Below are 23,563 nucleotides of genomic sequence, written 5' to 3'. Positions count from 1 at the left end.
GACGCCATGCACCAGACCCCGAGCGAAAAACACCCCGAAGCCGCCGTCTACCGCGCCGTGATCGCCGCTGGCGAGCCCTTCATGACCGAAGTGAAGGCCGGCCAGACCCTGCGCCTGCTGGACCTGGAAGGCAACCAGGCGGTGGACACCCTCTTCTACAGCGCCAGCAACCCGCGTGAGCGCTATGACGTGCAGCGCACCCTGCGCCGGCAGAACCGCGTCTACCTCAGCGCCGGCAGCGTGCTCTACTCCAACCTCGGCAACCCGATGCTGACCATCACCGCCGACACCTGTGGTCGCCACGACACCCTCGGCGGCGCCTGCGCCCAGGAAAGCAACACCGTGCGCTACGCCCTGGACAAGCGCTACATGCACAGCTGCCGCGACAACTTCCTGCGCGCCAGCCTGCACGACGGCCGCCTGAGCAAGCGCGACATCAGCGCCAACATCAATTTCTTCATGAATGTGCCGGTCACCCCGGACGGCGGCCTGACCTTCGAGGACGGCATCTCCGCCCCTGGCAAGTACGTCGAGCTCAAGGCGCACATGGACATCATCGTGCTGATCTCCAACTGCCCGCAGCTGAACAACCCCTGCAACGCCTACAACCCGACGCCCGCCGAGGTGCTGGTATGGGACTGAAGCAACTGCGCGCCTGGCTCTTCCTGCTCTGCCAGAGCCGCTCGGGGCAGTGCCTGCATACACCCCCCGTAGGATGGGTAGAGCCTGCGAAACCCATCGAGCGGTGATGGGTTTCGCTCCGCTCGCGGAACGCCGCCCGACCCACCCTGCGACTTCTAGAGTTCAGCCACGGACGACCGTGGCACAGACCCAATAGCGGCGGGACGACCCGCCACCACATGGGGAAGACTCCATGTTCGAGACGCTCCTGATCGCCAACCGCGGCGCCATCGCCTGCCGCATCCTGCGTACCCTGCGCCAACTCGACGTTCGCGGTGTAGCGGTGTATTCCGAAGCCGACGCCGCCAGCTTGCATATCCAGCAGGCGGACCAGGCCATCAGCCTGGGCGACGGCCCGGCAGCCAGCACCTATCTGGTGGTCGACAAGATCCTCCAAGCTGCCCGCGATAGCGGCGCCCAGGCCATTCACCCCGGCTACGGCTTCCTCTCGGAAAACGCCGCGTTCGCCGAAGCCTGCGAGGCCGCGGGTATCGCCTTCGTCGGCCCGACGCCTGAGCAGCTGCGCGTATTCGGCCTCAAGCACACCGCCCGCGCCCTGGCCAAACAGCACGGCGTGCCGATGCTCGAAGGCACCGAACTGCTGGAAGACCTCACCGCGGCCCTCGCCGCTGGCGAACAGGTGGGTTACCCGGTGATGCTGAAAAGCACTGCCGGCGGCGGTGGCATCGGCATGCGCGTGTGCCGCAGCGCGGCCGAACTGAGCGAAGCCTTCGACGCCGTGAAGCGCCTCGGGCAGAACAACTTCAGCGATGCCGGGGTGTTCATCGAAAAGTACATCCAGCGCGCACGCCATCTGGAAGTACAGGTATTCGGCGACGGCCGTGGCGAGGTGATCGCCTTGGGCGTGCGCGACTGCTCGGTGCAACGACGCAACCAGAAGGTGCTGGAAGAAACGCCAGCGCCGAACCTGCCCGCTGGCATGGCCGAAGCGCTCTGCGCCGCCGCAATCAAGCTGGCCAAGGCCGTCAGCTACCGCAGTGCCGGTACCGTGGAATTCGTCTACGACAGCGAAGCCGAGCGCTTCTACTTCCTCGAAGTGAACACCCGGCTGCAGGTGGAGCACGGCGTCACCGAGCAGGTCTGGGGCGTGGATCTGGTGCGCTGGATGGTCGAACTGGCCGCCGGTGACCTGCCGCCTCTCGCCGAACTGGCCAAAGGGCTGAGCCCCAGCGGCCACGCCATCCAGGCACGGCTGTATGCCGAAGACCCGGGCCGCGACTTCCAGCCTTGCCCCGGCCTGCTCACCGCCATGCAGTTCCCGCCTGCCGATGGCCGCGCGCTGCGCATCGACACCTGGGTGGAAGCCGGGTGCGAAATCCCGCCCTACTTCGACCCGATGATCGCCAAACTCATCGCCTGGGCGCCGAGCCGTGATGAGGCCAGCGCGGCCCTCGACCAGGCCCTGGAGCAGAGCCTGCTGTATGGCGTGGAAAGCAACCGTGACTACTTGCGGCAGATACTCAGGGACGCGCCCTTCGCCAGTGGCTCGCCCTGGACCCGCTGCCTGGAAGGCCTGAGCTACCGGGCCAGCACCTTCGAAGTGCTGGCCGCCGGTACCCAGACCAGCGTGCAGGACTACCCCGGCCGCCTCGGTTACTGGGCGGTTGGCGTGCCGCCGTCCGGCCCCATGGACAGCCGCGCCCTGCGCCTGGGCAACCGCCTGCTGGGCAACCCGGAAGGTGCGGCAGGCCTGGAAATCACCATGAGCGGCCCCAGCCTGCGCTTCAATTGCGACGCCGTGGTCGCCGTCACCGGCGCGCCAATCCCGCTGACGCTGGATGGCCAGCCGCAACCCATGGATACCGCCCTGCGGGTGCCGGCCGGCGCTACCCTCGCCCTCGGCACTATCGCCGGTGCGGGCGCACGCAGTTACCTCTGCCTGCGTGGGGGCCTGCAACTGCCGGACTACCTCGGCAGCAAGAGCACCTTCACCCTTGGTCAGTTCGGCGGTCACGGCGGCCGCGCCCTGCGCGCCGGTGATGTGCTGCACCTGCCACCCCTGGCCGATTGCAGCGCCGGTCAGTCCCTGGCCCCGGCCCTGCGCACCGCGCTGCCGGAAGTTCGCACCCTGCGGGTGATCTACGGTCCCCATGGCGCACCGGAATACTTCACCCCGGCCTACATCGAGACTTTCTTCGCCACCGACTGGGAAGTGCACTTCAACTCCAGCCGCACCGGCGTGCGCCTGATCGGGCCCAAGCCGGAATGGGTGCGTGAGAGCGGCGGCGAAGCCGGCCTGCACCCCTCCAACATCCACGACAACCCCTACGCCATCGGCGCCGTGGACTTCACCGGCGACATGCCGGTGATCCTCGGCCCGGACGGCCCGAGCCTGGGTGGCTTCGTGTGCCCGGTAACCCTCATCGAAGCGGACCTGTGGCAACTGGGGCAGCTGAAGGCGGGGGACAAAGTGAGGTTCGCGCCGGTGAGCATCGCGGAGGCACGGGCTGTCTCCCCTCTCCCTCTGGGAGAGGGGGCGGGGGTGAGGGAAACCTCAGCGCACGCCAATCCCCCCTCACCCCAGCCCTCTCCCGCAGGGAGAGGGGGCAGTCTTGCGCTCCCTTCACCCGTCGTGCTCGACCTGGGTGACGCCGACAAACGCCTGGTCGCACGCCTCTCCGGCGACACCCACCTGCTGCTGGAGATCGGTGCGCCGGAGCTGGACCTGGTGCTGCGCTTCCGTGCCCATGCACTGATGCAGGCGCTGGAGGCCAAAGCCCTGGATGGCGTGATCGACCTGACGCCAGGCATTCGCTCACTGCAGGTGCACTACCAGCCGGAAACCCTGCCCCTGGAGGCGCTGCTGGAAATCATTGCCGGACTCTGGGATGGCGTCTGCGCTGCCGGCGACCTGAAAGTGCCGTCGCGGATCATCCACTTGCCGCTCTCCTGGGATGACCCGGCCTGCCAACTGGCCATCGAGAAATACATGACCACGGTGCGCAAGGACGCCCCCTGGTGCCCGAGCAACCTGGAGTTCATCCGCCGCATCAACGACCTGCCAAACCTCGACGACGTACAGCGCACCGTGTTCGACGCCAGCTACCTGGTCATGGGCCTGGGCGACGTCTACCTCGGTGCTCCGGTGGCCACGCCGCTGGACCCGCGCCATCGTCTGGTGACCACCAAGTACAACCCGGCGCGTACCTGGACCGCCGAGAACTCGGTGGGTATCGGCGGCGCCTACATGTGCGTGTACGGCATGGAAGGCCCCGGCGGCTACCAGTTCGTCGGCCGCACCCTGCAGATGTGGAACCGCTACCGCGAAGTGGAAGCCTTCGCCGGCAAACCCTGGTTGCTGCGCTTCTTCGACCAGATCCGCTTCTACCCGGTATCCGCCGAAGAACTGCTGCACATCCGCCGCGACTTCCCCCTGGGTCGCTATCCACTGCAAATCGAAGAAAGCGAGCTGTGCCTGGCCGACTACCAGGCCTTTCTCACCCGCGAAGCCGAGGGCATCGCCGCCTTCCGCCAGCAGCAGCAAGCGGCCTTCAATGCCGAGCGGGAACGCTGGATCGCCACTGGCCTGGCACATTTCGAAAGCGAAGACGTCGCCGCCGACCTCGGCGAGGATGCCCCGCTGGGGGCCGGCCAGCATGCTGTGGAAAGCCATATCGCCGGCAACCTCTGGCAGGTGCAGGTGGAAGCAGGCACCAGCGTGAAGGCCGGGGACATTCTGGTGATCCTCGAATCCATGAAGATGGAAATCCCCCTCACCGCACCCCGTGATGGCGTCGTGCGCGAGGTACGTGTGCAGCCGGGTTCGCCGGTGCGCGCCGGGCAGCGGGTGGTGGTGATGGAGGAGGCGTGAGGAATCTCTTGGGCTGAAACCCCTACAGAAACATCCAGTCCCCATTGCCGCTCCCCATCCGCGGCCCTACAGTTCAAGCGGCACCGCACGCAAAAGGACCCGCAATGCCGCCGCTCAGCCGCGACCAGGCACAACACCGCGCCGACGACATCCAGGCCTTCTACCGGGAAGTGGAGCGCCTGCACGATGAGCAGGCGCTGCTGCTTTCCCCCGAACAGATCGAGCAGCTCGGCGAGCACCATCGTCAGTTGCTGGCGGATTACCGTACCGCCTTCGACATTGACTCTGACGCCCAGGCCAGACGCCTGTCGCTGGGCATGCGCATCGCTTCCTTGCTGGGCGCTTTGGCCCTGGCCGCCAGCCTGCTGTTCTTCTTTTATCAGTTCTGGGGCCTGTTCCCGGAAACCGCGCAGGTGGGCATTCTCACTGGCTTCTCCGTGGGCAGCCTGCTGCTGACCCTGCTGCTGCACCAGCGCGCGCCCTCCGGGTATTTCACCAAGCTGGCGGCGATCCTGGCCTTCGCCTGCTTCGTGCTGAATGTGGTCATGCTCGGGCAGATCTTCAATATCACCCCCAGCGACAAGGCCCTGCTGCCCTGGGCCGCCTACGCCCTGCTGCTGGCCTACGCCTGCGAGGTACGGTTGCTGCTGGGGGCCGGACTGGCGTGCATCATGGCGTTCGTGGCCACCCGCCTGGCGAGCTGGAGCGGGCTCTATTGGCTGGACTGCACCGAGCGGCCGGAACACCTGCTGCCTGCCGGATTGCTGATCTTCCTGGTGCCGCAGTTCATTTCTCAGGCGCGCTACAGCGGTTTCGCCGCAATCTTCCGGGTACTGGGCTTGTTCGGTCTGTTCGTGCCGGTGCTGGTACTGGCCACCTGGGCTGACGGCAGCTACCTGCCCTGGTCGCGCGACCTGGTGGAAGTCATCTATCAGCTACTCGGCTTCGGCGGCGCGGCCCTGGCCATCTGGCTCGGCAACCGCCGCGACTGGCCGGAAGTGGTGCACACCAGCCTGCTGTTCTTCGTCCTCTTCCTCTATATCAAGCTGTTCGACTGGTGGTGGGAGGTAATGCCCAAGTACCTGTTCTTCCTCGTCCTTGGCCTGGTCGCCGTGCTCATCCTGCTGGTGCTTGGTCGCCTGCGTCGCACCCACAAAGGGGGCCAGCGCACATGAGAAACCGCAACGCACTGCTCGGCGGACTCGCCCTGATCGGCCTGACCAACGCCATCGCCCTTGGTGGCGTCTGGCTGAACCGCAGCGGCGAGCCGGATAGCCGCCTGCTGCTCACCGAGCGGGAACTGCGCCGCAGCCACGACTGGGCCGACCGAGAAAACAGCGGCCTGGCCCTGCGTCTGGACTGGCGTCGTCCCAGCGATCCCACCAGCGACGACCGCTACCAGAGCCTGATGCTGAGCGAGGCCCAGCTGTTGGGCCTGGGTTTCACCACCGAAGGGCGCGATGGACGGCGTTTCGCCAACCGCAACCGCGAAGCGCTGGTGGTGCTGGAACTGGACGGCCCGGCACACAGGGCCGAGCTCGAACGCGCTAACCAACAACTGAGGAAGGCCCGCAGCGAGTTGCACGCCGCGCCAACCGATAAGCGCCTGCAGGACGCCGAAAGCGCCGCCCGCGACTATGTTGAAGATGCAGAGCAACGCGACAGCCGACTTCTTGCCGTGGATGTGGGCGTGGAGAGGGAGGTCCTGCGCAGTCGTTACCCTGACCGTAGCCGCTACGCCATCGTGCCCGGCCACGTGAGCGCCTGGGTACGCGAGGGGCACCTGACCGGTCAGATCAGCCGACTGCGCATCACTGAAATCAACGTCCCCCACACCTGGCGCGAAAGGCTGGACGAGGAGTTGGCGCGCAACCGCAATGGCGACACACCGCCGCGCTTTCGACTGTGGCTCAGTGTCGGCCAGCGCCTGGAGCCCTGGATCGATTCGCCCCCGGAGTTTCCGCGCGAAGGGCCCCGCGCAAAGGCAGGAGACGCCGTTAGCCTGGCGTCAAGTACCCGTCCGTGACGCTCGCATTAGCGCACGCTAGCATTGCGCCACTACCCAGAGGCCAGATTGCCCGATGCCGTTAAAAGAACACGCCAAGCAAAGCCATCGCCTGTTGGTCCTCACCCTGGTACTGCTGCTTGGCAGTGGCTTCCTGGCCACCTCTCTGGTGAGTTACCAGGCGTCGCTCAAGTCCATTCGCAACAGCATCATCAACACCGAATTGCCGCTGACCTCGGACAACGTCTACTCGGAAATCCAGAAGGACCTGGTCCGGCCCATCCTGATTTCCTCGATGATGAGCCGCGACACCTTCGTGCGTGACTGGGTGATGCAGGGTGAGAAAGACATCGAGCCGATGACCCGCTACCTGCGCGAGATCCAGGAGCACTACGGCGCCTTCACCAGCTTCTTCATCTCAGACCGCACGCTCACCTACTACCAGACCAAGGGTGTGCTGAAAAAGGTGAACCCGAAGGAGCCACGGGACATCTGGTACTTCCGCGTACGGGACATGAAGGAGCCCTACGAGATCAACGTCGATGTGGACATGGCCAACCAGGACCAGTTGACCATCTTCATCAACTACAAGGTATTCGACTACGACGGCAAGTTCCTCGGCGCCACCGGCGTCGGCCTGACGGTAGATGCAGTGATCAAACTGATAGACGAATACCAGCGCCGCTACGACCGCAGCGTCTACTTCGTCGATACCACTGGACGCATCGTCCTCACCGGGGCGGATGGCGGCCCGCTTGGTGCGCGGGTCGGCCAGTCGCTCGCCGAGGTGCCGGGCCTTGAGGACCTGCAGGCCAAGCTGCGCCGCCCACAGACCGGCAAATTCGAGTACCACGAACGCGGCCGCGACCACTACCTGAATGTGCGCTACATCCCCGAGCTGGACTGGTACCTGTTCGTCGACAAACACGAAGGCGGCCTGCTCGCCAGCCTGCGCAACACCCTCTACCTCAACCTGTTGATCTGCCTGCTGGTCACCGCCGTCGTGCTGGTGCTGGTGATCCGCCTGATGCGCCGCTACCAGCACAGCATCGCCGCGCTGGCCACCACCGACAGCCTGACCGGCCTGCCGAACCGGCGCGGCTTCGAGTTGCTCGCCGGCCAGGCACTGCAGGAGGCCCGGCGCGACCGCAAACCGCTGGTGGCGCTGATGCTGGACCTCGACCACTTCAAGATGCTCAACGACACCTACGGCCATCAGGCTGGCGATGAGGTGCTGCTGGGCTTCGCCCAAAACCTGCGGGACAGCCTGCGCCAGTCAGACATCATCTGTCGCTGGGGTGGCGAGGAGTTCATCATCCTGCTCAAGGACACCGGAAATTCCACCGCCCACCAGTTGGCCGAGAAGGTCCGCAGCGAAGTGGCCGCCAAGCGCTATCCCTTCAAAGGCGTGAACCTCCAGGTGACCACCAGCATCGGCCTGGCCCAGATGCATCCGGATGACTCGCTCGACAGCCTGATCGGCCGCGCCGACCGTGGCCTCTACCGGGCCAAGCAGTCAGGACGCAATTGCGTGTGCGTGGAGCCTTCGGGGAATCACGACGCCGTGTGATCCTGTGGGAACGAATTCATACGTGGATGAATTCGCTCCCACAATCCCCCATCGCCACCAACCTCAGGCCAGCAGCGCCACCGACTTGATCTGTGCCCAGAGCGACTGGCCCGGGTAGAGACCAAGCTGGTCGCGGGAGAAGCGAGTGATGCGCGCCAGCATCGGCGTGCCATCCACATCGAGGCGTACCAGAACGTGGGCCGGATTGGCGGCGGGAGACTCTTCCACCATCCGCGCCGGCAGCAGGTTGAGGATGCTGCTGTCGCGCTGCTTTTCCAGGCTCAGGCTGACATCCCGCGCCAGCACCCGGAAGCGCAGGGAGCGGCCCTCGGCGACTGGCGAGTGGGCCACCCGCACACTGAGTGAGCTGCCGGGCAGCCCCAGGGTCAGCAACTGGTACCGGGCATCGAAACCTTGCACCCGCCCTTCTATGACGACGCCCGCTTCATCTTCCCGGGCGGTGGGCAGGTCCAGGCGCGCCAACGTCTGGTCCAACGGACCGCTGGCCAGCACCTGGCCGTTGTCCAGCAGCACCAGGTGGTCCGCCAGGCGCGCGACTTCGTCCGGCGAGTGGCTGACGTAAATCACCGGAATATCCAGTTCGTCGTGCAGGCGCTCCAGATAGGGCAGGATCTCGGCCTTGCGCTTGAGGTCCAGCGCCGCCAGGGGTTCGTCCATCAGCAGCAGGCGCGGGCTGGTCAGCAGGGCGCGGGCGATGCCGACGCGCTGCCGTTCTCCGCCTGACAGACCGCCCGGCATGCGTTCCAGCAGATGGCCGATTCCCAGTAACGCCACGGCCTGGTCCAGCTCGACACGACGCTGCCCCGAAGGAATGCGCCGCAGTCCAAACGCCAGGTTGTGCCGCACCGAGAGGTGCTCGAACAGGCTGGCTTCCTGGAACACATAGCCCAGGGGACGCTTGTGGGTGGGCAGGAAATGGCCACGGGCGCTGTCCTGCCAGACCTCGCCATTGACTTCCAGGAACCCCTCCGCGGCCTGCTCGAGGCCGGCGATGCAGCGCAGCAGGCTGGTCTTGCCCGAGCCGGAATGGCCGAACAGGGCACTGACGCCCCGGCCGGGCAGTTCGAGGTCCGCCTTCAGGGCAAAACCCGGGTGGCGCAGGCGGAAACGTGCACGAATCTGTTGCATGGCTCAGGTCCAGCCGGGTTTCAGGCGCCGACTGGTGTTGAGCGCCAGCAGGATGAGGAAGGAGAACAGCAGCATACCGCCGGCCAGCCAGTGGGCCTGGGCGTACTCCATGGCTTCGACATGGTCGAAGATCTGCACCGAGACCACGCGGGTCTTCTCAGGGATATTGCCGCCGATCATCAGCACCACGCCGAACTCCCCAACCGTGTGGGCGAAACCGAGGATGGAGGCGGTGACGAAGCCGGGTCGCGCCAAGGGCAGCACCACCGAGAAAAAGGTGTCCCAGGGGCTGGCGCGCAGGGTCGCAGCCACTTCCAGCGGGCGCGGGCCAATGGCGGTGAAGGCGTTCTGCAGGGGCTGCACCACAAAGGGCATGGAGTAGATCACCGACCCGACTACCAGGCCGGCGAAGGAGAAGGGCAAGGTGCCGAGGCCGAGACTCTGGGTGAACTGGCCGATGAAACCATGGGGCCCCATGCTCACCAGCAGATAGAAACCGATGACGGTGGGCGGCAGCACCAGTGGCAGGGCAACGATGGCGGCCACCGGCCCCTTCAGGCGCGAATGGGTGCGCGCCAACCACCAGGCGATGGGCGTACCCACCACCAGCAGGAGCACCGTGGTGAGGGTCGCCAGCTCCAGGGTCAGCCAGATGGCGGCCAGGTCGGTACGGTCGAGGGGGAAATCCATGGGTTGGCCGGATGATCGGTTTTCGCTATGTGGCGAACTATATAGCGAAGCGCTGCGTCCAGCCAGAATCGGGCGTCAGTCGATTTCCGGCGCGCGGCGATGCAGGGCATTGTCTGCTTCAAGCAGCAGTTGCTCGAGGTCCTGACCGCGAGTGGACTCGGCATGGCCAATGCGCAGCGTCAGGCTCTGCTCTGCGGCACGGTTGAAGGCACCCAGACCGGCACGCAGGCGTTGCAGCACGGCATCCGGATCACCGTAGCCGGTGGTCAGCACGAGGAACTCACCACCGCCAAGACGCGCCAGCAGGCCTTTCCACAATGGCGAGATGGCGTCCTCGTCCTTGTAGTAGCAGCGATCGCCATCGCGCAGGACGAAGGTAGCGCCGTCGGCACCGACCAACTCCCGCGCCGCGCTGCGCACGATCTCGGCGATACGGTCGAGATCACGCGCCAGGGAAAGCTCCTGGATGGCCCGAACCAGGCATTCGAGATTACGTTCGTAGCTGACTGCGGAACCATCCATAGACCCACGCCTCCTGACCGGGGCGATGACGCCCCGGTTTCATATCAGCACAGAGCTTCAGTCGTTGCGAGAGGGAGACAGCAATTCGATCTTGTAACCGTCGGGATCTTCCACGAACGCCAGGATGCTGGTGCCGTGTTTCATCGGCCCCGGCTCACGGGTGACCTTGCCGCCACGGGCGCGGATGTCCTCGCAGGCTTTGTAGACGTCATCCACTTCCAGGGCGATGTGACCGTACGCTGTACCCAGCTCGTACTTGTCCACACCCCAGTTGTAGGTCAGCTCGATCACGCTGTTGTGGGCTTCGTCACCGTAGCCGACGAACGCGAGGGTGAACTGGCCATCCGGGTAGTCCTTGCGACGCAGCAGGGTCATGCCCAGCACTTCGGTGTAGAAGGCGATGGATTTGTCCAGGTCGCCGACTCGCAGCATGGTATGCAGCAGTCTCATCGTTGCTTCCTCATCGGTTGCCCGTTATCCCGGGCTTTAAACACAGACCCCGGCTCGTGGCCGGGGTCTGTAGGCTCAAGTCGACAAGCTTATCAGAACAGCTTGCGGCCCTTGCCTGCTGCGATGCGCATGCGCAGGGCGTTGAGCTTGATGAAGCCGGCAGCGTCAGCCTGGTTGTAGGCGCCGGCATCGTCCTCGAAGGTGGCGATGTTAGCGTCGAACAGGGAGTCGTCGGACTTGCGGCCGACCACGATGACGTTGCCCTTGTAAAGCTTCAGGCGCACTACGCCGTTCACGTTGGCCTGGGAGGCGTCGATCATCTGCTGCAGCATCAGACGCTCCGGGCTCCACCAGTAGCCGGTGTAGATCAGGCTGGCGTACTTCGGCATCAGCTCGTCTTTCAGGTGGGCCACTTCGCGGTCCAGGGTGATGGACTCGATGGCGCGGTGAGCCTTGAGCATGATGGTGCCGCCGGGAGTCTCGTAGCAGCCGCGGGACTTCATGCCGACGTAGCGGTTCTCGACGATGTCGAGGCGACCGATGCCGTTGATGCCACCGACACGGTTCAGTTCGGTGAGCACCTGGGCCGGGGTCATGTCCTTGCCGTCGATGGCAACGATGTCGCCGTTACGGTAGGTCAGCTCGATGTAGGTCGGGGAGTCCGGCGCGCTTTCCGGGGAAGTGGTCCACTTCCACATGTCTTCTTCGTGCTCGGTCCAGGTGTCTTCCAGCACGCCACCTTCATAAGAGATGTGCAGCAGGTTGGCATCCATGGAGTACGGGGACTTCTTCTTGCCGTGGCGCTCGATCGGGATACCGTGCTTCTCGGCGTAGTCCATCAGCTTCTCGCGGGACAGCAGGTCCCACTCGCGCCAGGGAGCAATCACTTTCACGCCCGGTTTCAGCGCATAGGCGCCCAGCTCGAAACGCACCTGGTCGTTGCCCTTGCCGGTCGCGCCGTGGGAGATGGCATCGGCGCCGGTCTCGTTGGCGATTTCGATCAGGCGCTTGGCGATCAGCGGACGGGCGATGGAGGTACCCAGCAGGTACTCGCCTTCGTAGACAGTGTTGGCGCGGAACATCGGGTACACGAAGTCGCGAACAAACTCTTCGCGCAGGTCGTCGATGTAGATTTCCTTGACGCCCATTGCCTGGGCCTTGGCGCGGGCCGGCTCGACCTCTTCGCCCTGGCCGAGGTCAGCGGTGAAGGTCACCACTTCGCAGTTATAGGTATCTTGCAGCCACTTGAGGATCACCGAGGTGTCCAGGCCACCGGAATAAGCCAGGACAACCTTCTTCACGTCCGCCATGCCATCAACTCCACGGGGGTTGTACGAAAAACCCGTGATTCTACTGACCCTGGCGGCCAAATTACAGTGGCGCGACAGCTTATGACGACGAGGCGACAGATTCTGTCGGCCGCGCGACGAGTGGTCGGGTCAGGACCCGGCCGGCGACTGGGATTTTGGGGCCGCACCCTGGACGCCAGGCTTGATGGGAGCTTCGGCCGGGGCAGCGGCGGGAGCAGGTGTCTCTGCCGGAGTGGTGGTCGAAGCCGGAGCGGTCGCTGGGGCCTCCACAGGCAACTCGACGCGGGAAAGCTGTACGGTGGCGCGGCGGTTCTTCGCCCGGTTGGCCGAGCTGTTGTTCGGTGCCAGCGGATAACGCTCACCATGGAAGCGCATGACCATTTGCGCCTCCGGGAAGCCATTGGCCTTGAAGTAGTCGAACACGGCCAACGCGCGGCGACGTGACAGATCGCGGTTGGTCAGGCGGTTACCGCTGTTGTCGGAGTGACCGTCGATTTCGATGTGATTGACGCTGGGGTCGGCCTTGATGAAGTCGAGCATGATTTCCAGCTTGGCCCTGGCCATGTCGTCCAGCTCGACGCCACCGTCAGGGAAACCGAGCTGCAGGTGCCTGATCTGGTCGAAGTTCACCGGCAGGAGCTTGGCGGTGCAGGCCAGGTAATCCTGATAGGCCTGATTGAACTTCACCGGCAGCAGGCGTACCTCCATGGCATCGCCGCCTTGCAGAGTGCGGTGGCGCACCAGCGGGCTGCGGCCTTCCAAAAGGCCTGTGAGCAGGCGTCCGGCCTGTTGCTGGGAACTGTTGAAGGGTACTTCACCGCCCCCGACGCTGACGACGCCGAGGTTGATGTCCCCCCTCCCCGGCTGCCAGGGCGCCGCAGCCGCCAGCAAGGTGGCGGAGCCGGCTCCCATCCAACGCTCGCGCGCCTTCAGGCGGAAGGTGGCCTGCTCGCCGGCTCGGCGCACGAACTCGCCCGCACCGAAGTCCGTGATGGGCTGCGAGAGGCGGCATTCGAACTTGTCCCCCTCGACCTTCCACTCGACTTTCTCCAGACGCGTCTGGAAGGTGATGGCCATGGCCGGCAGGCTGGCGAACAAGCTCAGGAAGACGAGATAGCGCTGGCGCACGGCGGGCTCCACGGGGAATTACGGCGTTCCTGCTGGATATCGGTGCCGCTCGGCAAAACTTGAGCGCGAATTTGGTTGCCCGATTGCCGCTGGCTCAAGCCCCGCGTGCCCCTGGAGGGCTTTTCCGGTAGCATGTCGGCCCAGTTCTGCCCGCCTGGAAGCCCCCCATGTCCGACCGTTTGACCCTCCTGCGTCCCGACGACTGGCACATCCATCTACGTGATGGCGCCGTCCTGGCCCATACCGTCGCCGATGCTGCCCGTACTTTCGGCCGCGCCATCATCATGCCCAACCTGGTGCCCCCGGTACGCAATGCCGAGGAAGCCGATGCCTATCGCCAGCGCATCCTGTCGGCACGTCCGGCCGGCAGCCGCTTCGAGCCGCTGATGGTGCTCTACCTCACCGACCGCACCAGCCCGGAGGACATCCGCGCGGCCAAGGCTTCCGGTTTCGTCCACGCCGCCAAGCTCTACCCGGCCGGCGCCACCACCAACTCGGACTCCGGTGTCACCAGCGTCGACAAGATCTTCCCGGCCCTGGAAGCCATGGCCGAAGTCGGCATGCTGCTGCTGGTCCACGGTGAAGTGACCCGCGGCGAGATCGACGTGTTCGACCGCGAGAAAGTGTTCATCGACGAGCACCTGACCCGCGTGGTCGAGCGTTTCCCGACCCTGAAGGTGGTGTTCGAGCACATCACCACCGGCGACGCGGTGCAGTTCGTAGAGTCAGCTTCGGCCAACGTCGGTGCCACCATCACCGCCCACCACCTGCTGTACAACCGCAACCACATGTTGGTAGGCGGTATCCGTCCGCACTTCTATTGCCTGCCGATCCTCAAGCGCAACGTGCACCAGGAAGCCCTGCTGGATGCCGCCACCAGTGGCAGCACCAAGTTCTTCCTGGGCACCGACTCGGCCCCGCACGCCAAGCACGCCAAGGAAGCTGCCTGCGGCTGCGCCGGCTGCTACACCGCGTATGCGGCCATCGAGCTGTACGCCGAAGCCTTCGAGCAGCGCAACGCCCTGGACAAGCTGGAAGCCTTCGCCAGCTTCCACGGCCCGGACTTCTACGGCCTGCCGCGTAACACCGACCGCATCACCCTGGTGCGCGAGGAGTGGACCGCACCCGCCACCCTGCCGCTGGGCGAACAAGTAGTGGTACCGCTGCGTGCCGGCGAGAAACTGCGCTGGCGCCTGCTGGAGGAACAAGCGTGAGCGAAGACCTGTACGACGACGAACTGGACGGCAGCCTGCCGTCAGGCCCCCGCCACCCCATGGCGGCGCGCTTCCGCGGCTACCTGCCCGTTGTGGTGGACGTGGAAACCGGCGGTTTCAATGCCGCCACCGACGCCCTCCTGGAAATCGCCGCGACCACCATCGCCATGGATGAGCAGGGCTTCCTCTACCCGGATCACACCCACTTCTTCCGTGTCGAGCCATTCGAAGGCGCCAACATCGAACAGGCCGCGCTGGAGTTCACCGGGATCAAGCTGGATCACCCACTGCGCATGGCTGTGAGCGAGGAGCACGCGCTGACGGAAATCTTCCGTGGCCTGCGCAAGTCGATCAAAGCCAATGGCTGCAAGCGCGCCATCCTGGTCGGCCACAACTCCAGCTTCGACCTCGGCTTCCTCAACGCCGCGGTGAACCGGACCGCGCTCAAGCGCAACCCCTTCCACCCCTTCTCCAGCTTCGACACCGCGACGCTGGCCGGCCTCGCCTATGGCCAGACCGTCCTGGCCAAGGCCTGCCAGGCAGCCGGCATCGAGTTCGACGGGCGCGAGGCCCATTCGGCGCGCTACGACACCGAGAAGACTGCCGAACTGTTCTGCGGCATCGTCAACCGCTGGAAGGAAATGGGCGGCTGGATCGACGACGACGATTGAGTCGTCGGCGAAACGCCAGACATGAAAAAGCCCCGAACTTTCGGGGCTTTTTCTTTCAGCCTGGAAACGCTTACAGGGAAGAAGCGTTCTCGGCCAGGTACTGGGCAACGCCTTCCGGAGAAGCGGTCATGCCCTTGTCGCCTTTCTTCCAGTTGGCCGGGCAGACTTCACCGTGCTCTTCGGTGAACTGCAGGGCGTCGACCAGACGCAGCAGCTCGTCCATGTTACGACCCAGCGGCAGGTCGTTGACGATCTGGGAACGGACAACGCCATTCTTGTCGATCAGGAAAGCGCCACGGTAAGCCACACCGTCTTCGGACTCAACGTCGTAGGCCTTGGCGATTTCGTGCTTCATGTCGGCGGCCAGGGTGTACTTGACCGGGCCGATGCCGCCTTTGTCTACCGGGGTGTTGCGCCAGGCGTTGTGGGTGAAGTGGGAGTCGATCGATACGCCGATCACTTCCACACCGCGAGCCTGGAACTCGGGAATGCGGTGGTCCAGGGCGATCAGCTCGGACGGGCAAACGAAGGTGAAGTCCAGCGGGTAGAAGAACACCAGACCGTATTTGCCTTTGATGGCCGAGGACAGGTTGAAGCTGTCAACGATTTCGCCATTGCCCAGAACGGCGGCAACGGTGAAGTCCGGAGCCTGCTTGCCTACGAGTACGCTCATTCCATGTCTCCTGAGTTGTCATGAGTAATCAACGGGGCCGGGCGTCACAGCCTGGCCGACCAATGTGGCGACGCCATGACACCCGCTCCAAAAACGACTGGCAATCATACACTCGGCAAAGGTCTCCGCCCACCGCTTTCGACTAGTGGGTCAAGTCCGGCGAATCCCCGTCCGGGAGGCCAGGAAAGCCTCTAGTCCGGGTCTTTCAGCCAAAGTTTTGACAATCATTCTCATTACTATTAGTATCCCATCCATCCAATAACTCCCTCCGAGCTTTGAGTCGCCATGTACGTCTGTCTCTGTCTAGGTGTCACTGACGGTCAAATTCGCGAAGCCATCTACGAAGGCTGCTGCAGCTACCGCGAAGTACGCAACACCCTCGAAGTGGGTACCCAATGCGGCAAGTGCGCCTGCCTCGCCAAACAGGTGGTCAAGGAAACCCTCGCCGAGGTGCAGAGCAGCCAGGCCGCCCTCGCCTACCCTGCCGCATACGCTATCGGCTGACCGTTTGGCGGAAACGAAAAGAACCGGACCTCCGCGTCCGGTTTTTTTGTGCCTGTTTTTCAAATATTTAGACTTCAAATGTAGAAGTTAAACATTCTTATTCATATTCAAATTCATTTGCAATTCAACTACTTATATTTGACATACAACAATACGGAGATCAAAATTTGCTGATCTTCAACTATTCCGACGGCAGGACTCCACATGAAAGGCGACAAGAAGGTCATACAGCATCTCAACAAGATCCTCGGCAACGAACTTGTTGCGATCAACCAGTACTTCCTGCACGCCCGCATGTACGAAGACTGGGGCCTGAAGAAATTGGGCGACCACGAGTACCACGAGTCCATCGACGAGATGAAGCACGCTGACACGCTGATCAAGCGCATCCTCTTCCTCGAAGGCCTCCCCAACCTGCAAGACCTTGGCAAGCTGATGATCGGCGAGAACACCAAGGAAATGCTGGCCAGCGACCTGAAGCTGGAGCAGCAGGCCATACCGGACCTGAAGGCCGCCATCGCTTACTGTGAAAGCGTGGGCGACTATGGCAGCCGCGAACTGCTGGAAGATATCCTCGAGTCCGAAGAAGAACACATCGACTGGCTGGAGACCCAACTGGGCCTCATCGAGAAAGTCGGCCTGGAAAATTACCTGCAATCGCAGATGGACGAGTAATCTGGAACCGGACAAAGAGCCCCGCATATGCGGGGCTCTTTCATTTATAACGTCTACGAATCAAAACCTTCCAAACAAGATTGTTTTCAATTAGCAAATAGAACACCGATATATACGAAGAACCATTAGAAATAAAAAAACCCCGCATTTGCGGGGCTCTTTTTTATTCAAGGGAGGATCAGGCGCTAGCCTTGCTCACAGCTTCCTTGACCAGGGTCTGCAGCTCACCCTTCTCGAACATCTCGGTAATGATGTCGCTGCCACCAACCAGCTCACCGCCTACCCACAGCTGCGGGAAGGTCGGCCAGTTGGCGTACTTCGGCAGATTGGCGCGGATTTCCGGGTTCTGCAGGATGTCGACGTAGGCGAACTTCTCGCCGCAAGCCATGAGGACTTGCGCGGCACGGGCCGAGAAGCCGCACTGCGGAGCGTTCGGCGAGCCTTTCATGTACAGCAGGACAGTGTTGTTGGCGATCTGCTCTTTGATGGTTTCGATGATATCCATTGGGCACCTCGGCTGAACTTTCCGACTGTCGAGTCGGCAGGATGGCGGCATTGTAACGGAAAGCCGAGCGGCGCGCTCGGGCTTCCCTTGTCCTCAGGCGGCCACCACTTCCACAGGAACGCCATTGAGCGCCGCATTGCCGGAAAGCGCGTCCAGTTGGCGCTCGTCGGTCAGGTCGTTGGCACTGGCGCCCGGCTGCTCGCTGGCGATGCCCATGCGCACACCAGGCCGCGCGTGACCCCAGCCATGGGGCAGGCTGACCACTCCGGGCATCATGTCCAGGCTGGCGCCCACCTCCACCTCGATCATGCCCACTCGCGAGCGCACTTTTACCCGCTGCCCGTCCACCAGTCCGCGGACTTCCAGATCGCGCGGATGCATCAGCAACTGGTGGCGCGGCTTGCCCTTCACCAGACGGTGATAGTTGTGCATCCAGGAATTGTTGCTGCGCACATGGCGGCGACCGATCAGCACCAGCTCACCTTCACGGGGCGCAGGTTGCGACGCGAAGCGTTCGAGGTCGCCGAGAAGAATCGCCGGCGCAGCCTCCACCTTGCCGCTGGCGGTCTTCAGGCGACCGGCCAGATTGGGTTTCAGCGGTCCAAGGTCGATGCCATGGGGATAGTCACGCAGCCGAGCCACGGAAAGCTTGTGCTCGGTGCGGTCGCCATAGGGGCCCGCACGCAGGCCGAGGTCTATCATCTGCTCCGGTGCCAGGGTCGGCTTCAGTTCGATGCCGGTACGCGCGGCGAATGCCTTGGCCAAACCGACGAATATCTCCCAATCGTGCAGCGCCCCCACCGGCCTGGTCAGCACCGCCTCGTTGAAACGGGTGACATTGCGCACGGCGAAAAGGTTGAACGTGGTGTCGTAGTGCTCGTGCTCCAGCGGTGCGGTGGGTGGCAGGATCAGGTCGGCGTAACGGGTGGTCTCGTTGATGTAGAAGTCGATGCTGAGCATGAACTCCAGACCGTCCAGGGCCTGTTCCAGTTGCCGGCCGTTGGGTGTGGACAGCACCGGGTTGCCGGCGACTGTCACCAATGCTCTTACCTGCCCCTCACCGGGGATGAGCATCTCCTCGGCAAGCGCTGCCACTGGCAGCTCACCGCCGTACTCGGGTAAACCGGATACGCGGCTCTGCCACCGATTGAAGTGGCCACCGGAGGTCGCAGCCACCAAGTCGACTGCCGGCTCGGTGCAGAGCACGCCTCCAACCCGATCCACATTACCGGTAACCAGGTTGATGAGTTGGATCAACCACTGACAGAGGCTACCGAAGGCCTGAGTGGACACACCCATCCGGCCATAGCAGACCGCGCTTTCCGCTGCGGCGAAATCCCGCGCCAGTTGGCGAATCTGATCTGCCGGAATACCGCAACGCAGGCTCATGGCTTCCGGCGTGAAGCGAGCGATGGCGTCCCGCACCTGCTCCAGCCCTTCGACCTGCAAATGGGTTGCGCGGCCCAGCCCTTCTTCGAACAAGGTATTGAGCAGGCCGAACAGCAACGCCGCATCCTGCCCCGGCCGCACGAACAGATGCTGGTCGGCCATGGCCGCGGTTTCGCTGCGGCGCGGGTCCACCACCACCAGCTTGCCGCCTCGCCCCTGCAGGGCCTTCAGGCGCTTCTCGACGTCCGGTACGGTCATGATGCTGCCGTTGGAGGCGAGCGGGTTGCCGCCGAGGATCAGCATGAACTGGGTGTGATCGATATCGGGGATCGGAATCAGCAGGCCATGGCCGTACATCTGCTGGCTGATCAGGTGATGGGGCAACTGGTCCACCGAGGTGGCGGAGAAACGCCCTCGGGTCTTGAGCAGGCCGAGAAAGTAGTTGCTATGGGTCATCAGCCCATAGTTGTGCACGCTCGGATTACCCTGATACACGGCCACCGCGTTGTTACCGTGGCGCGCCTGGATGTCAGCCAGGCGCTCGGCGACCAGGGCGAAGGCCTCATTCCATTCAATGGGCATCCATTCGTTTCCGGCACGGCGCATGGGCTGACGGATGCGATCTGGATCGTTCTGAATGTCCTGCAGGGCCACGGCCTTGGGGCAGATATGGCCACGACTGAAGCTATCCTGGGCGTCACCCTTGATAGAAAGGATGCGACGCGTGCCGTCATCCTGATCCTCGGTCTCAATGGTCAGGCCGCAGATGGCCTCGCAGAGATGGCACGCACGGTGGTGGAGGGTCTTGGTCATGGCCTGGCCTCTATTCTTGTTCGAGACGACCGGTTGGGTCGCAAGAACAAGACTATGGAGCCAGATTCGCTGCTCGACCAGCAGCGTCAGCGCCATGAATCGGCAGGCATCATGCCTGCCGATTCGCCACCCCGGTCAGCGGATGGACTTGATGGTGCCTTTGTTGCCGGTGACCTTGGCGGTCACCTTCTTGAACACGACATAGTCCTGCACGGTGAGTTCGTAGCGCGGCGCGACGATCAGGTCGGCACCGGACTCCTTGACCGCTTTGTAGGCGGCGGCGGACTTGACGGAGGAAATCGGGTCCGGACCGAAGGGCAGTCCACCACTGCTACCGCCACCGTAGGCTACGCCATCAGCAAATTGAGAGTCCCCACCGAACTGCAGGACGTTGAACAGAATGTTCACCTCGGACTGTCCGCTGATCTGCTCGCCCACAGCGACATCAGCCTTCAGGTCGGTCTTCACTTTGCCATTCAGCGGTGAAGTCGGCTGGCTGACGTTGTAGCTGCTGCAACCGGTCAGGGCAGCAAGGGCAGCAGCCAGGGCGGCGGGAACGAGGAACTTATTCATTGGGATCTCCATGGATCATTGAAAGTCTGAGCGGCTCCGCTGATGTTCCTAGCGCGGATGCCGTCCCCGGGAATCACCCGATTCCGGGGACCCGCAAACCTACCAACCAGCGCCGCGAAGCATCAGTTCATGCTTTCCGAAAAGACGTTCAGATAGTTTCCCGTCGTACCGCTCCTAACCACCCGGCATCCGGCTTCAAGGTGTTGGCCGAGACGACCTGGTCATCGCCACGGTGCGCCGCAATGCCCGGGACACGCTGTCGAGCGTGATGGAGGCAGCGGTAAAGGATGGGCTGATCGCACGCAACCGAGTGGCCTCGATCGCGCGGCCACGGGTGACGAAGAAGGTGATGGACCCGTTCACCCGCGAGGAAGCCGAAGCGGTGATCGAGCACCTTTTATAAGAAGCTGGCCGGGCTGACCCGCATCCATGCCTGCTACTTCGAGTTCGCGTTCTTCACTGGAATGCGGCCGGGCGAGTTGATGGCGCTTCGCTGGGAGGAGATCGATTTCAAAGGAAGGAACGCACACGTCTGCCGGATCGTGGTCGACGACGCGATCAAGGATCGCGTGAAGACCAAGCACCACCGGCAAGTGCTGCTGAATGACAGGGCGCCACATGCCCTGAAGGAGGCGCGGACGCTGACCCAGGCACGGAGTGCCTTCGTCTTCGCGCCGGCGAGGATGGAGGAGGGACAGGATTGGATCAGGAGTGACAGCACGACGAAGGGCTACGTCAACCAGGCCCTTCGCGCCCTGGGCATCCGCGTGCGGCGCCAATACGACACCCGCCACACCTACGCCACCATGTGCCTGATGGCCGGCATGAATGCTGCCTTCATTGCGAACCAGTTGGGGCACAGTGTACAAATGCTGCTCTCGACCTATGCGAAGTGGCTCAATTCCACCTCGGATTGGAGCGAGTTGCAGAAGCTGGAAAACCAGCAAATTGGTACGAAATTGGTACAGGAAAAATAGCGATACCCCTCTAGGCCGCGCCCTGTCTGGCCTCTGTTGGCATCATGCGACATTTCCTTATAAGATCGCGCCTTCCCCCTAAATCGTCGCCCCGTGCGGCTTCAACCGCCCGTCCCGCCTGCATTGTTCCCGCAATACCCGGCCAGGACACGCGGCCAGTGGCAAAAGAAGAAAGGTAGTAACCATGAGCGCTAGGCATTTTCTCTCCCTGATGGACTGTACTCCCCAGGAGCTGAACAGCCTGATCCGTCGAGGCACCGAGCTGAAGGATCTGCGCAACCGAGGCGTGCGTTACGAGCCCCTGAAAAGCCGCGTACTGGGCATGATCTTCGAAAAGGCGTCCACCCGGACCCGTCTCTCCTTCGAGGCCGGCATGATCCAGCTCGGCGGCCAGGCCATCTTCCTGTCGCCGCGCGATACCCAGCTCGGCCGTGGAGAACCCATCAGCGACTGCGCCATCGTCATGTCGCGCATGCTCGACGCGGTGATGATCCGGACCTTTGCCCACAGCAAGCTGACCGAGTTCGCCGCCCATTCGCGGGTGCCGGTGATCAACGGCCTGTCCGACGATCTGCATCCCTGCCAGCTGCTGGCCGACATGCAGACCTTCCTCGAACATCGCGGCAACATCCAGGGCAAGACCGTGGCCTGGATCGGCGACGGCAACAACATGTGCAACACCTATATAGAAGCGGCCATCCAGTTCGACTTCCAGTTGCGTGTCGCCTGCCCCGAAGGCTACGAACCCAAGGCCGAGTTCCTCGCCACAGCCGGCGACCGCGTCAAGGTCGTGCGCGACCCGCGTGAAGCCGTGGCCGGCGCCCACCTGGTCAGCACCGATGTCTGGACGTCCATGGGCCAGGAGGAGGAAACCGCCAGGCGCCTGGCGCTGTTCGCCCCCTACCAGGTGAACAAGGCACTCCTCGACCTGGCCGCGGAAGACGTGATATTCATGCACTGCCTGCCAGCCCACCGCGGTGAAGAGATCAGCGTCGACCTGCTCGATGATCCGCGCTCGGTAGCCTGGGACCAGGCGGAAAACCGCCTCCACGCCCAAAAGGCCCTGCTCGAACTCCTGGTCGAACACGCCCATCACGCATGAATCGCGAAATGCTCCTCAGCCTGCGCAACCTTACCTGCGGTTATCACGACCAGCAGGTTGTGCGTGGCCTCAACCTGCATCTCAATGCCGGTGATATCGGCTGTCTGCTGGGCCCCTCCGGCTGCGGCAAGACCACCACCCTGCGTGCCATCGCTGGTTTCGAACCGGTGCTGGAAGGTGAAATCCAGCTGGCTGACGAGGTCATCTCCCGCGCCGGCTTCACCCTGGCACCGGAGAAGCGACGGATCGGCATGGTCTTCCAGGACTACGCCCTGTTCCCGCACCTGACCGTGGCTGACAACATCGCCTTTGGCATCCGCAAGGAGCCCGACTGCGAACGCAAGGTCGCCGAGCTGCTGGAGCTGGTGAAGCTGGGGCATCTGTCCAGGCGTTATCCCCATGAACTGTCTGGCGGCCAGCAACAGCGCGTTTCCCTGGCCCGTGCCCTGGCGCCGGAACCACGCCTGCTGCTGCTCGACGAGCCCTTCTCCAACCTCGATGGCGAACTGCGCAGACGCCTCAGCCAGGAGGTTCGCGAGATTCTCAAGGCGCGCGGTACCAGCGCCATCCTGGTGACCCACGACCAGGAAGAGGCCTTTGCCGTCAGTGATCATGTCGGCGTGTTCCGAAACGGCCTGCTGGAGCAGTGGGACACGCCCTATAACCTGTACCACGAGCCGCTGACCCCCTTCGTCGCCAGCTTCGTCGGCCAGGGTTATTTCATTCGCGGCCAGCTGATTTCCGCCGACGCCGTGAATACGGAACTGGGCACCATCCGCGGCAACCGCGCCTATACCTGGCCCCAGGGCTCGGCAGTGGATGTCCTGCTACGCCCGGACGACATTGTCCACGCACCGGACAGCGACTTGCGCGCCACGGTGATCGGCAAGACCTTCCTCGGTGCCGCCACCCTCTATCGCCTGCAACTGGCCACCGGCAGTCAGCTGGAGTCCATATTCCCCAGCCATGCCGACCACCAGCCCGGGCAGGATGTCGGCATCCGTATCGCTGCCGATCACCTGGTGGTATTCCCCGCACAGGGGAGCGTCGCCGCCCATTTCACCCCACAGGAATCCGGAGTACGCCGCATCAGCGGTGCACTCTGAAACCTGTAGGGGCGATTTCAATCG

At 63.5% G+C, this 23,563-nt stretch carries 23 protein-coding genes; 13 read left to right on the top strand and 10 right to left on the bottom strand.

Annotated features, from left to right (window positions below):
* The first annotated feature begins 6 nt into the window (after positions 1-6).
* The 5 genes from FFS60_RS16975 to FFS60_RS16955 all read left to right on the top strand — a co-directional run bounded on the left by FFS60_RS16975 (position 7) and on the right by FFS60_RS16955 (position 8,088).
* On the top strand, positions 7-642 hold the full coding sequence (locus tag FFS60_RS16975; RefSeq protein WP_028626310.1) for an urea amidolyase associated protein UAAP2: 636 nt from the start codon (positions 7-9) through the stop codon (positions 640-642).
* Positions 643-874: 232 nt separating this feature from the next.
* Positions 875-4,513 carry an urea carboxylase gene (gene uca, locus FFS60_RS16970; protein WP_137822620.1) on the top strand — a complete coding sequence of 1,213 codons (3,639 nt, stop codon included), beginning with the start codon at positions 875-877 and terminating at the stop codon, positions 4,511-4,513.
* A gap of 104 nt (positions 4,514-4,617) precedes the next feature.
* On the top strand, positions 4,618-5,688 hold the full coding sequence (locus FFS60_RS16965; protein ID WP_137822619.1) for a DUF2157 domain-containing protein: 1,071 nt from the start codon (positions 4,618-4,620) through the stop codon (positions 5,686-5,688).
* Positions 5,685-6,539 carry a DUF4824 family protein gene (locus FFS60_RS16960; protein WP_137822618.1) on the top strand — a complete coding sequence of 285 codons (855 nt, stop codon included), beginning with the start codon at positions 5,685-5,687 and terminating at the stop codon, positions 6,537-6,539. The genes FFS60_RS16965 and FFS60_RS16960 overlap by 4 nt, the downstream gene beginning before the upstream one ends.
* A gap of 55 nt (positions 6,540-6,594) precedes the next feature.
* Positions 6,595-8,088, top strand: coding sequence for a sensor domain-containing diguanylate cyclase (locus FFS60_RS16955; RefSeq protein ID WP_137822617.1), 1,494 nt, complete (start codon positions 6,595-6,597; stop codon positions 8,086-8,088).
* A gap of 63 nt (positions 8,089-8,151) precedes the next feature.
* Here the strand turns inward: FFS60_RS16955 and modC are convergent, their stop codons facing one another.
* The 6 genes from modC to FFS60_RS16925 form a co-directional block, all read right to left on the bottom strand.
* On the bottom strand, positions 8,152-9,237 hold the full coding sequence (gene modC, locus FFS60_RS16950; protein WP_137822616.1) for a molybdenum ABC transporter ATP-binding protein: 1,086 nt from the start codon (positions 9,235-9,237) through the stop codon (positions 8,152-8,154).
* 3 nt (positions 9,238-9,240) lie between these two features.
* On the bottom strand, positions 9,241-9,927 hold the full coding sequence (modB, locus tag FFS60_RS16945; RefSeq protein ID WP_137822615.1) for a molybdate ABC transporter permease subunit: 687 nt from the start codon (positions 9,925-9,927) through the stop codon (positions 9,241-9,243).
* A 75-nt stretch (positions 9,928-10,002) separates the two neighbouring features.
* Positions 10,003-10,449, bottom strand: a complete 447-nt coding sequence (locus tag FFS60_RS16940; protein WP_137822614.1) for a diguanylate cyclase domain-containing protein — start codon at positions 10,447-10,449, stop codon at positions 10,003-10,005.
* Positions 10,450-10,506: 57 nt separating this feature from the next.
* Complete coding sequence (gloA, locus tag FFS60_RS16935) at positions 10,507-10,899, bottom strand: lactoylglutathione lyase (protein ID WP_028626303.1); 393 nt, start codon at positions 10,897-10,899, stop codon at positions 10,507-10,509.
* 92 nt (positions 10,900-10,991) lie between these two features.
* Positions 10,992-12,209 carry an argininosuccinate synthase gene (locus tag FFS60_RS16930; protein WP_028626302.1) on the bottom strand — a complete coding sequence of 406 codons (1,218 nt, stop codon included), beginning with the start codon at positions 12,207-12,209 and terminating at the stop codon, positions 10,992-10,994.
* Between the two features lie 129 nt (positions 12,210-12,338).
* Positions 12,339-13,337, bottom strand: a complete 999-nt coding sequence (locus FFS60_RS16925; protein ID WP_137822613.1) for an OmpA family protein — start codon at positions 13,335-13,337, stop codon at positions 12,339-12,341.
* Positions 13,338-13,504: 167 nt separating this feature from the next.
* Between FFS60_RS16925 and pyrC the strand changes: the two genes are divergently transcribed.
* Entirely contained in the window at positions 13,505-14,551 is a 1,047-nt protein-coding gene (gene pyrC, locus FFS60_RS16920; protein WP_137822612.1) for a dihydroorotase, read from the top strand.
* Positions 14,548-15,222, top strand: coding sequence for a ribonuclease T (gene rnt, locus FFS60_RS16915; protein ID WP_028626299.1), 675 nt, complete (start codon positions 14,548-14,550; stop codon positions 15,220-15,222). Before pyrC ends, rnt begins: the two co-directional genes overlap by 4 nt.
* 70 nt (positions 15,223-15,292) lie before the next feature.
* On the opposite strand, the gene FFS60_RS16910 is transcribed toward rnt, so the two are convergent.
* A complete protein-coding gene (locus tag FFS60_RS16910) occupies positions 15,293-15,895 on the bottom strand; it encodes a peroxiredoxin (protein ID WP_028626298.1) in 603 nt (200 codons plus the stop codon).
* A 285-nt stretch (positions 15,896-16,180) separates the two neighbouring features.
* On the opposite strand from FFS60_RS16910, the gene FFS60_RS16905 reads away from it, so the two are divergent.
* Both FFS60_RS16905 and bfr read left to right on the top strand, forming a co-directional pair.
* A complete protein-coding gene (locus FFS60_RS16905) occupies positions 16,181-16,399 on the top strand; it encodes a bacterioferritin-associated ferredoxin (RefSeq protein WP_028626297.1) in 219 nt (72 codons plus the stop codon).
* 204 nt (positions 16,400-16,603) lie between these two features.
* On the top strand, positions 16,604-17,074 hold the full coding sequence (gene bfr, locus FFS60_RS16900) for a bacterioferritin (RefSeq protein WP_028626296.1): 471 nt from the start codon (positions 16,604-16,606) through the stop codon (positions 17,072-17,074).
* Positions 17,075-17,252: 178 nt separating this feature from the next.
* Here the strand turns inward: bfr and grxD are convergent, their stop codons facing one another.
* From grxD to FFS60_RS16885, 3 genes are all read right to left on the bottom strand, one after another.
* A complete protein-coding gene (gene grxD / locus FFS60_RS16895; RefSeq protein ID WP_028626295.1) occupies positions 17,253-17,579 on the bottom strand; it encodes a Grx4 family monothiol glutaredoxin in 327 nt (108 codons plus the stop codon).
* A gap of 93 nt (positions 17,580-17,672) precedes the next feature.
* Positions 17,673-19,781: a molybdopterin oxidoreductase family protein gene (locus FFS60_RS16890; RefSeq protein WP_137822611.1), complete on the bottom strand. Its 2,109-nt coding sequence runs from the start codon at positions 19,779-19,781 to the stop codon at positions 17,673-17,675.
* Between the two features lie 135 nt (positions 19,782-19,916).
* Positions 19,917-20,354, bottom strand: coding sequence for a hypothetical protein (locus tag FFS60_RS16885; protein ID WP_028626293.1), 438 nt, complete (start codon positions 20,352-20,354; stop codon positions 19,917-19,919).
* A 232-nt stretch (positions 20,355-20,586) separates the two neighbouring features.
* On the opposite strand from FFS60_RS16885, the gene FFS60_RS29070 reads away from it, so the two are divergent.
* The 4 genes from FFS60_RS29070 to FFS60_RS16870 all read left to right on the top strand — a co-directional run bounded on the left by FFS60_RS29070 (position 20,587) and on the right by FFS60_RS16870 (position 23,539).
* Entirely contained in the window at positions 20,587-20,757 is a 171-nt protein-coding gene (locus FFS60_RS29070) for a hypothetical protein (protein ID WP_245586460.1), read from the top strand.
* A 4-nt stretch (positions 20,758-20,761) separates the two neighbouring features.
* Positions 20,762-21,331, top strand: a complete 570-nt coding sequence (locus tag FFS60_RS16880; protein WP_371926443.1) for a site-specific integrase — start codon at positions 20,762-20,764, stop codon at positions 21,329-21,331.
* 184 nt (positions 21,332-21,515) lie between these two features.
* Positions 21,516-22,433: an ornithine carbamoyltransferase gene (gene argF, locus FFS60_RS16875; protein WP_028626292.1), complete on the top strand. Its 918-nt coding sequence runs from the start codon at positions 21,516-21,518 to the stop codon at positions 22,431-22,433.
* Positions 22,430-23,539 carry an ABC transporter ATP-binding protein gene (locus FFS60_RS16870; protein WP_028626291.1) on the top strand — a complete coding sequence of 370 codons (1,110 nt, stop codon included), beginning with the start codon at positions 22,430-22,432 and terminating at the stop codon, positions 23,537-23,539. The genes argF and FFS60_RS16870 overlap by 4 nt, the downstream gene beginning before the upstream one ends.
* The last annotated feature ends 24 nt before the right edge of the window (positions 23,540-23,563 follow it).

Origin of the sequence: Pseudomonas sp. D(2018), from assembly GCF_005502555.1 — a bacterium.
Lineage (GTDB): Bacteria > Pseudomonadota > Gammaproteobacteria > Pseudomonadales > Pseudomonadaceae > Metapseudomonas > Metapseudomonas resinovorans.
The sequence above is the reverse complement of the archived record's forward strand: the minus strand, read 5'-3'. Positions and strand labels throughout refer to the sequence as shown.

Excerpts from the sequence above, each read along its gene's own strand:
- FFS60_RS16975 (WP_028626310.1), top strand. The coding sequence starts at position 7 with ATGCACCAGACCCCGAGCGAAAAACACCCCGAAGCCGCCGTCTACCGC.
- uca (WP_137822620.1), top strand. The coding sequence starts at position 875 with ATGTTCGAGACGCTCCTGATCGCCAACCGCGGCGCCATCGCCTGCCGC.
- FFS60_RS16965 (WP_137822619.1), top strand. The coding sequence starts at position 4,618 with ATGCCGCCGCTCAGCCGCGACCAGGCACAACACCGCGCCGACGACATC.
- FFS60_RS16960 (WP_137822618.1), top strand. The coding sequence starts at position 5,685 with ATGAGAAACCGCAACGCACTGCTCGGCGGACTCGCCCTGATCGGCCTG.
- FFS60_RS16955 (WP_137822617.1), top strand. The coding sequence starts at position 6,595 with ATGCCGTTAAAAGAACACGCCAAGCAAAGCCATCGCCTGTTGGTCCTC.
- modC (WP_137822616.1), bottom strand. The coding sequence starts at position 9,237 with ATGCAACAGATTCGTGCACGTTTCCGCCTGCGCCACCCGGGTTTTGCC.
- modB (WP_137822615.1), bottom strand. The coding sequence starts at position 9,927 with ATGGATTTCCCCCTCGACCGTACCGACCTGGCCGCCATCTGGCTGACC.
- FFS60_RS16940 (WP_137822614.1), bottom strand. The coding sequence starts at position 10,449 with ATGGATGGTTCCGCAGTCAGCTACGAACGTAATCTCGAATGCCTGGTT.
- gloA (WP_028626303.1), bottom strand. The coding sequence starts at position 10,899 with ATGAGACTGCTGCATACCATGCTGCGAGTCGGCGACCTGGACAAATCC.
- FFS60_RS16930 (WP_028626302.1), bottom strand. The coding sequence starts at position 12,209 with ATGGCGGACGTGAAGAAGGTTGTCCTGGCTTATTCCGGTGGCCTGGAC.
- pyrC (WP_137822612.1), top strand. The coding sequence starts at position 13,505 with ATGTCCGACCGTTTGACCCTCCTGCGTCCCGACGACTGGCACATCCAT.
- FFS60_RS16910 (WP_028626298.1), bottom strand. The coding sequence starts at position 15,895 with ATGAGCGTACTCGTAGGCAAGCAGGCTCCGGACTTCACCGTTGCCGCC.
- FFS60_RS16905 (WP_028626297.1), top strand. The coding sequence starts at position 16,181 with ATGTACGTCTGTCTCTGTCTAGGTGTCACTGACGGTCAAATTCGCGAA.
- bfr (WP_028626296.1), top strand. The coding sequence starts at position 16,604 with ATGAAAGGCGACAAGAAGGTCATACAGCATCTCAACAAGATCCTCGGC.
- grxD (WP_028626295.1), bottom strand. The coding sequence starts at position 17,579 with ATGGATATCATCGAAACCATCAAAGAGCAGATCGCCAACAACACTGTC.
- FFS60_RS16890 (WP_137822611.1), bottom strand. The coding sequence starts at position 19,781 with ATGACCAAGACCCTCCACCACCGTGCGTGCCATCTCTGCGAGGCCATC.
- FFS60_RS16885 (WP_028626293.1), bottom strand. The coding sequence starts at position 20,354 with ATGAATAAGTTCCTCGTTCCCGCCGCCCTGGCTGCTGCCCTTGCTGCC.
- argF (WP_028626292.1), top strand. The coding sequence starts at position 21,516 with ATGAGCGCTAGGCATTTTCTCTCCCTGATGGACTGTACTCCCCAGGAG.
- FFS60_RS16870 (WP_028626291.1), top strand. The coding sequence starts at position 22,430 with ATGAATCGCGAAATGCTCCTCAGCCTGCGCAACCTTACCTGCGGTTAT.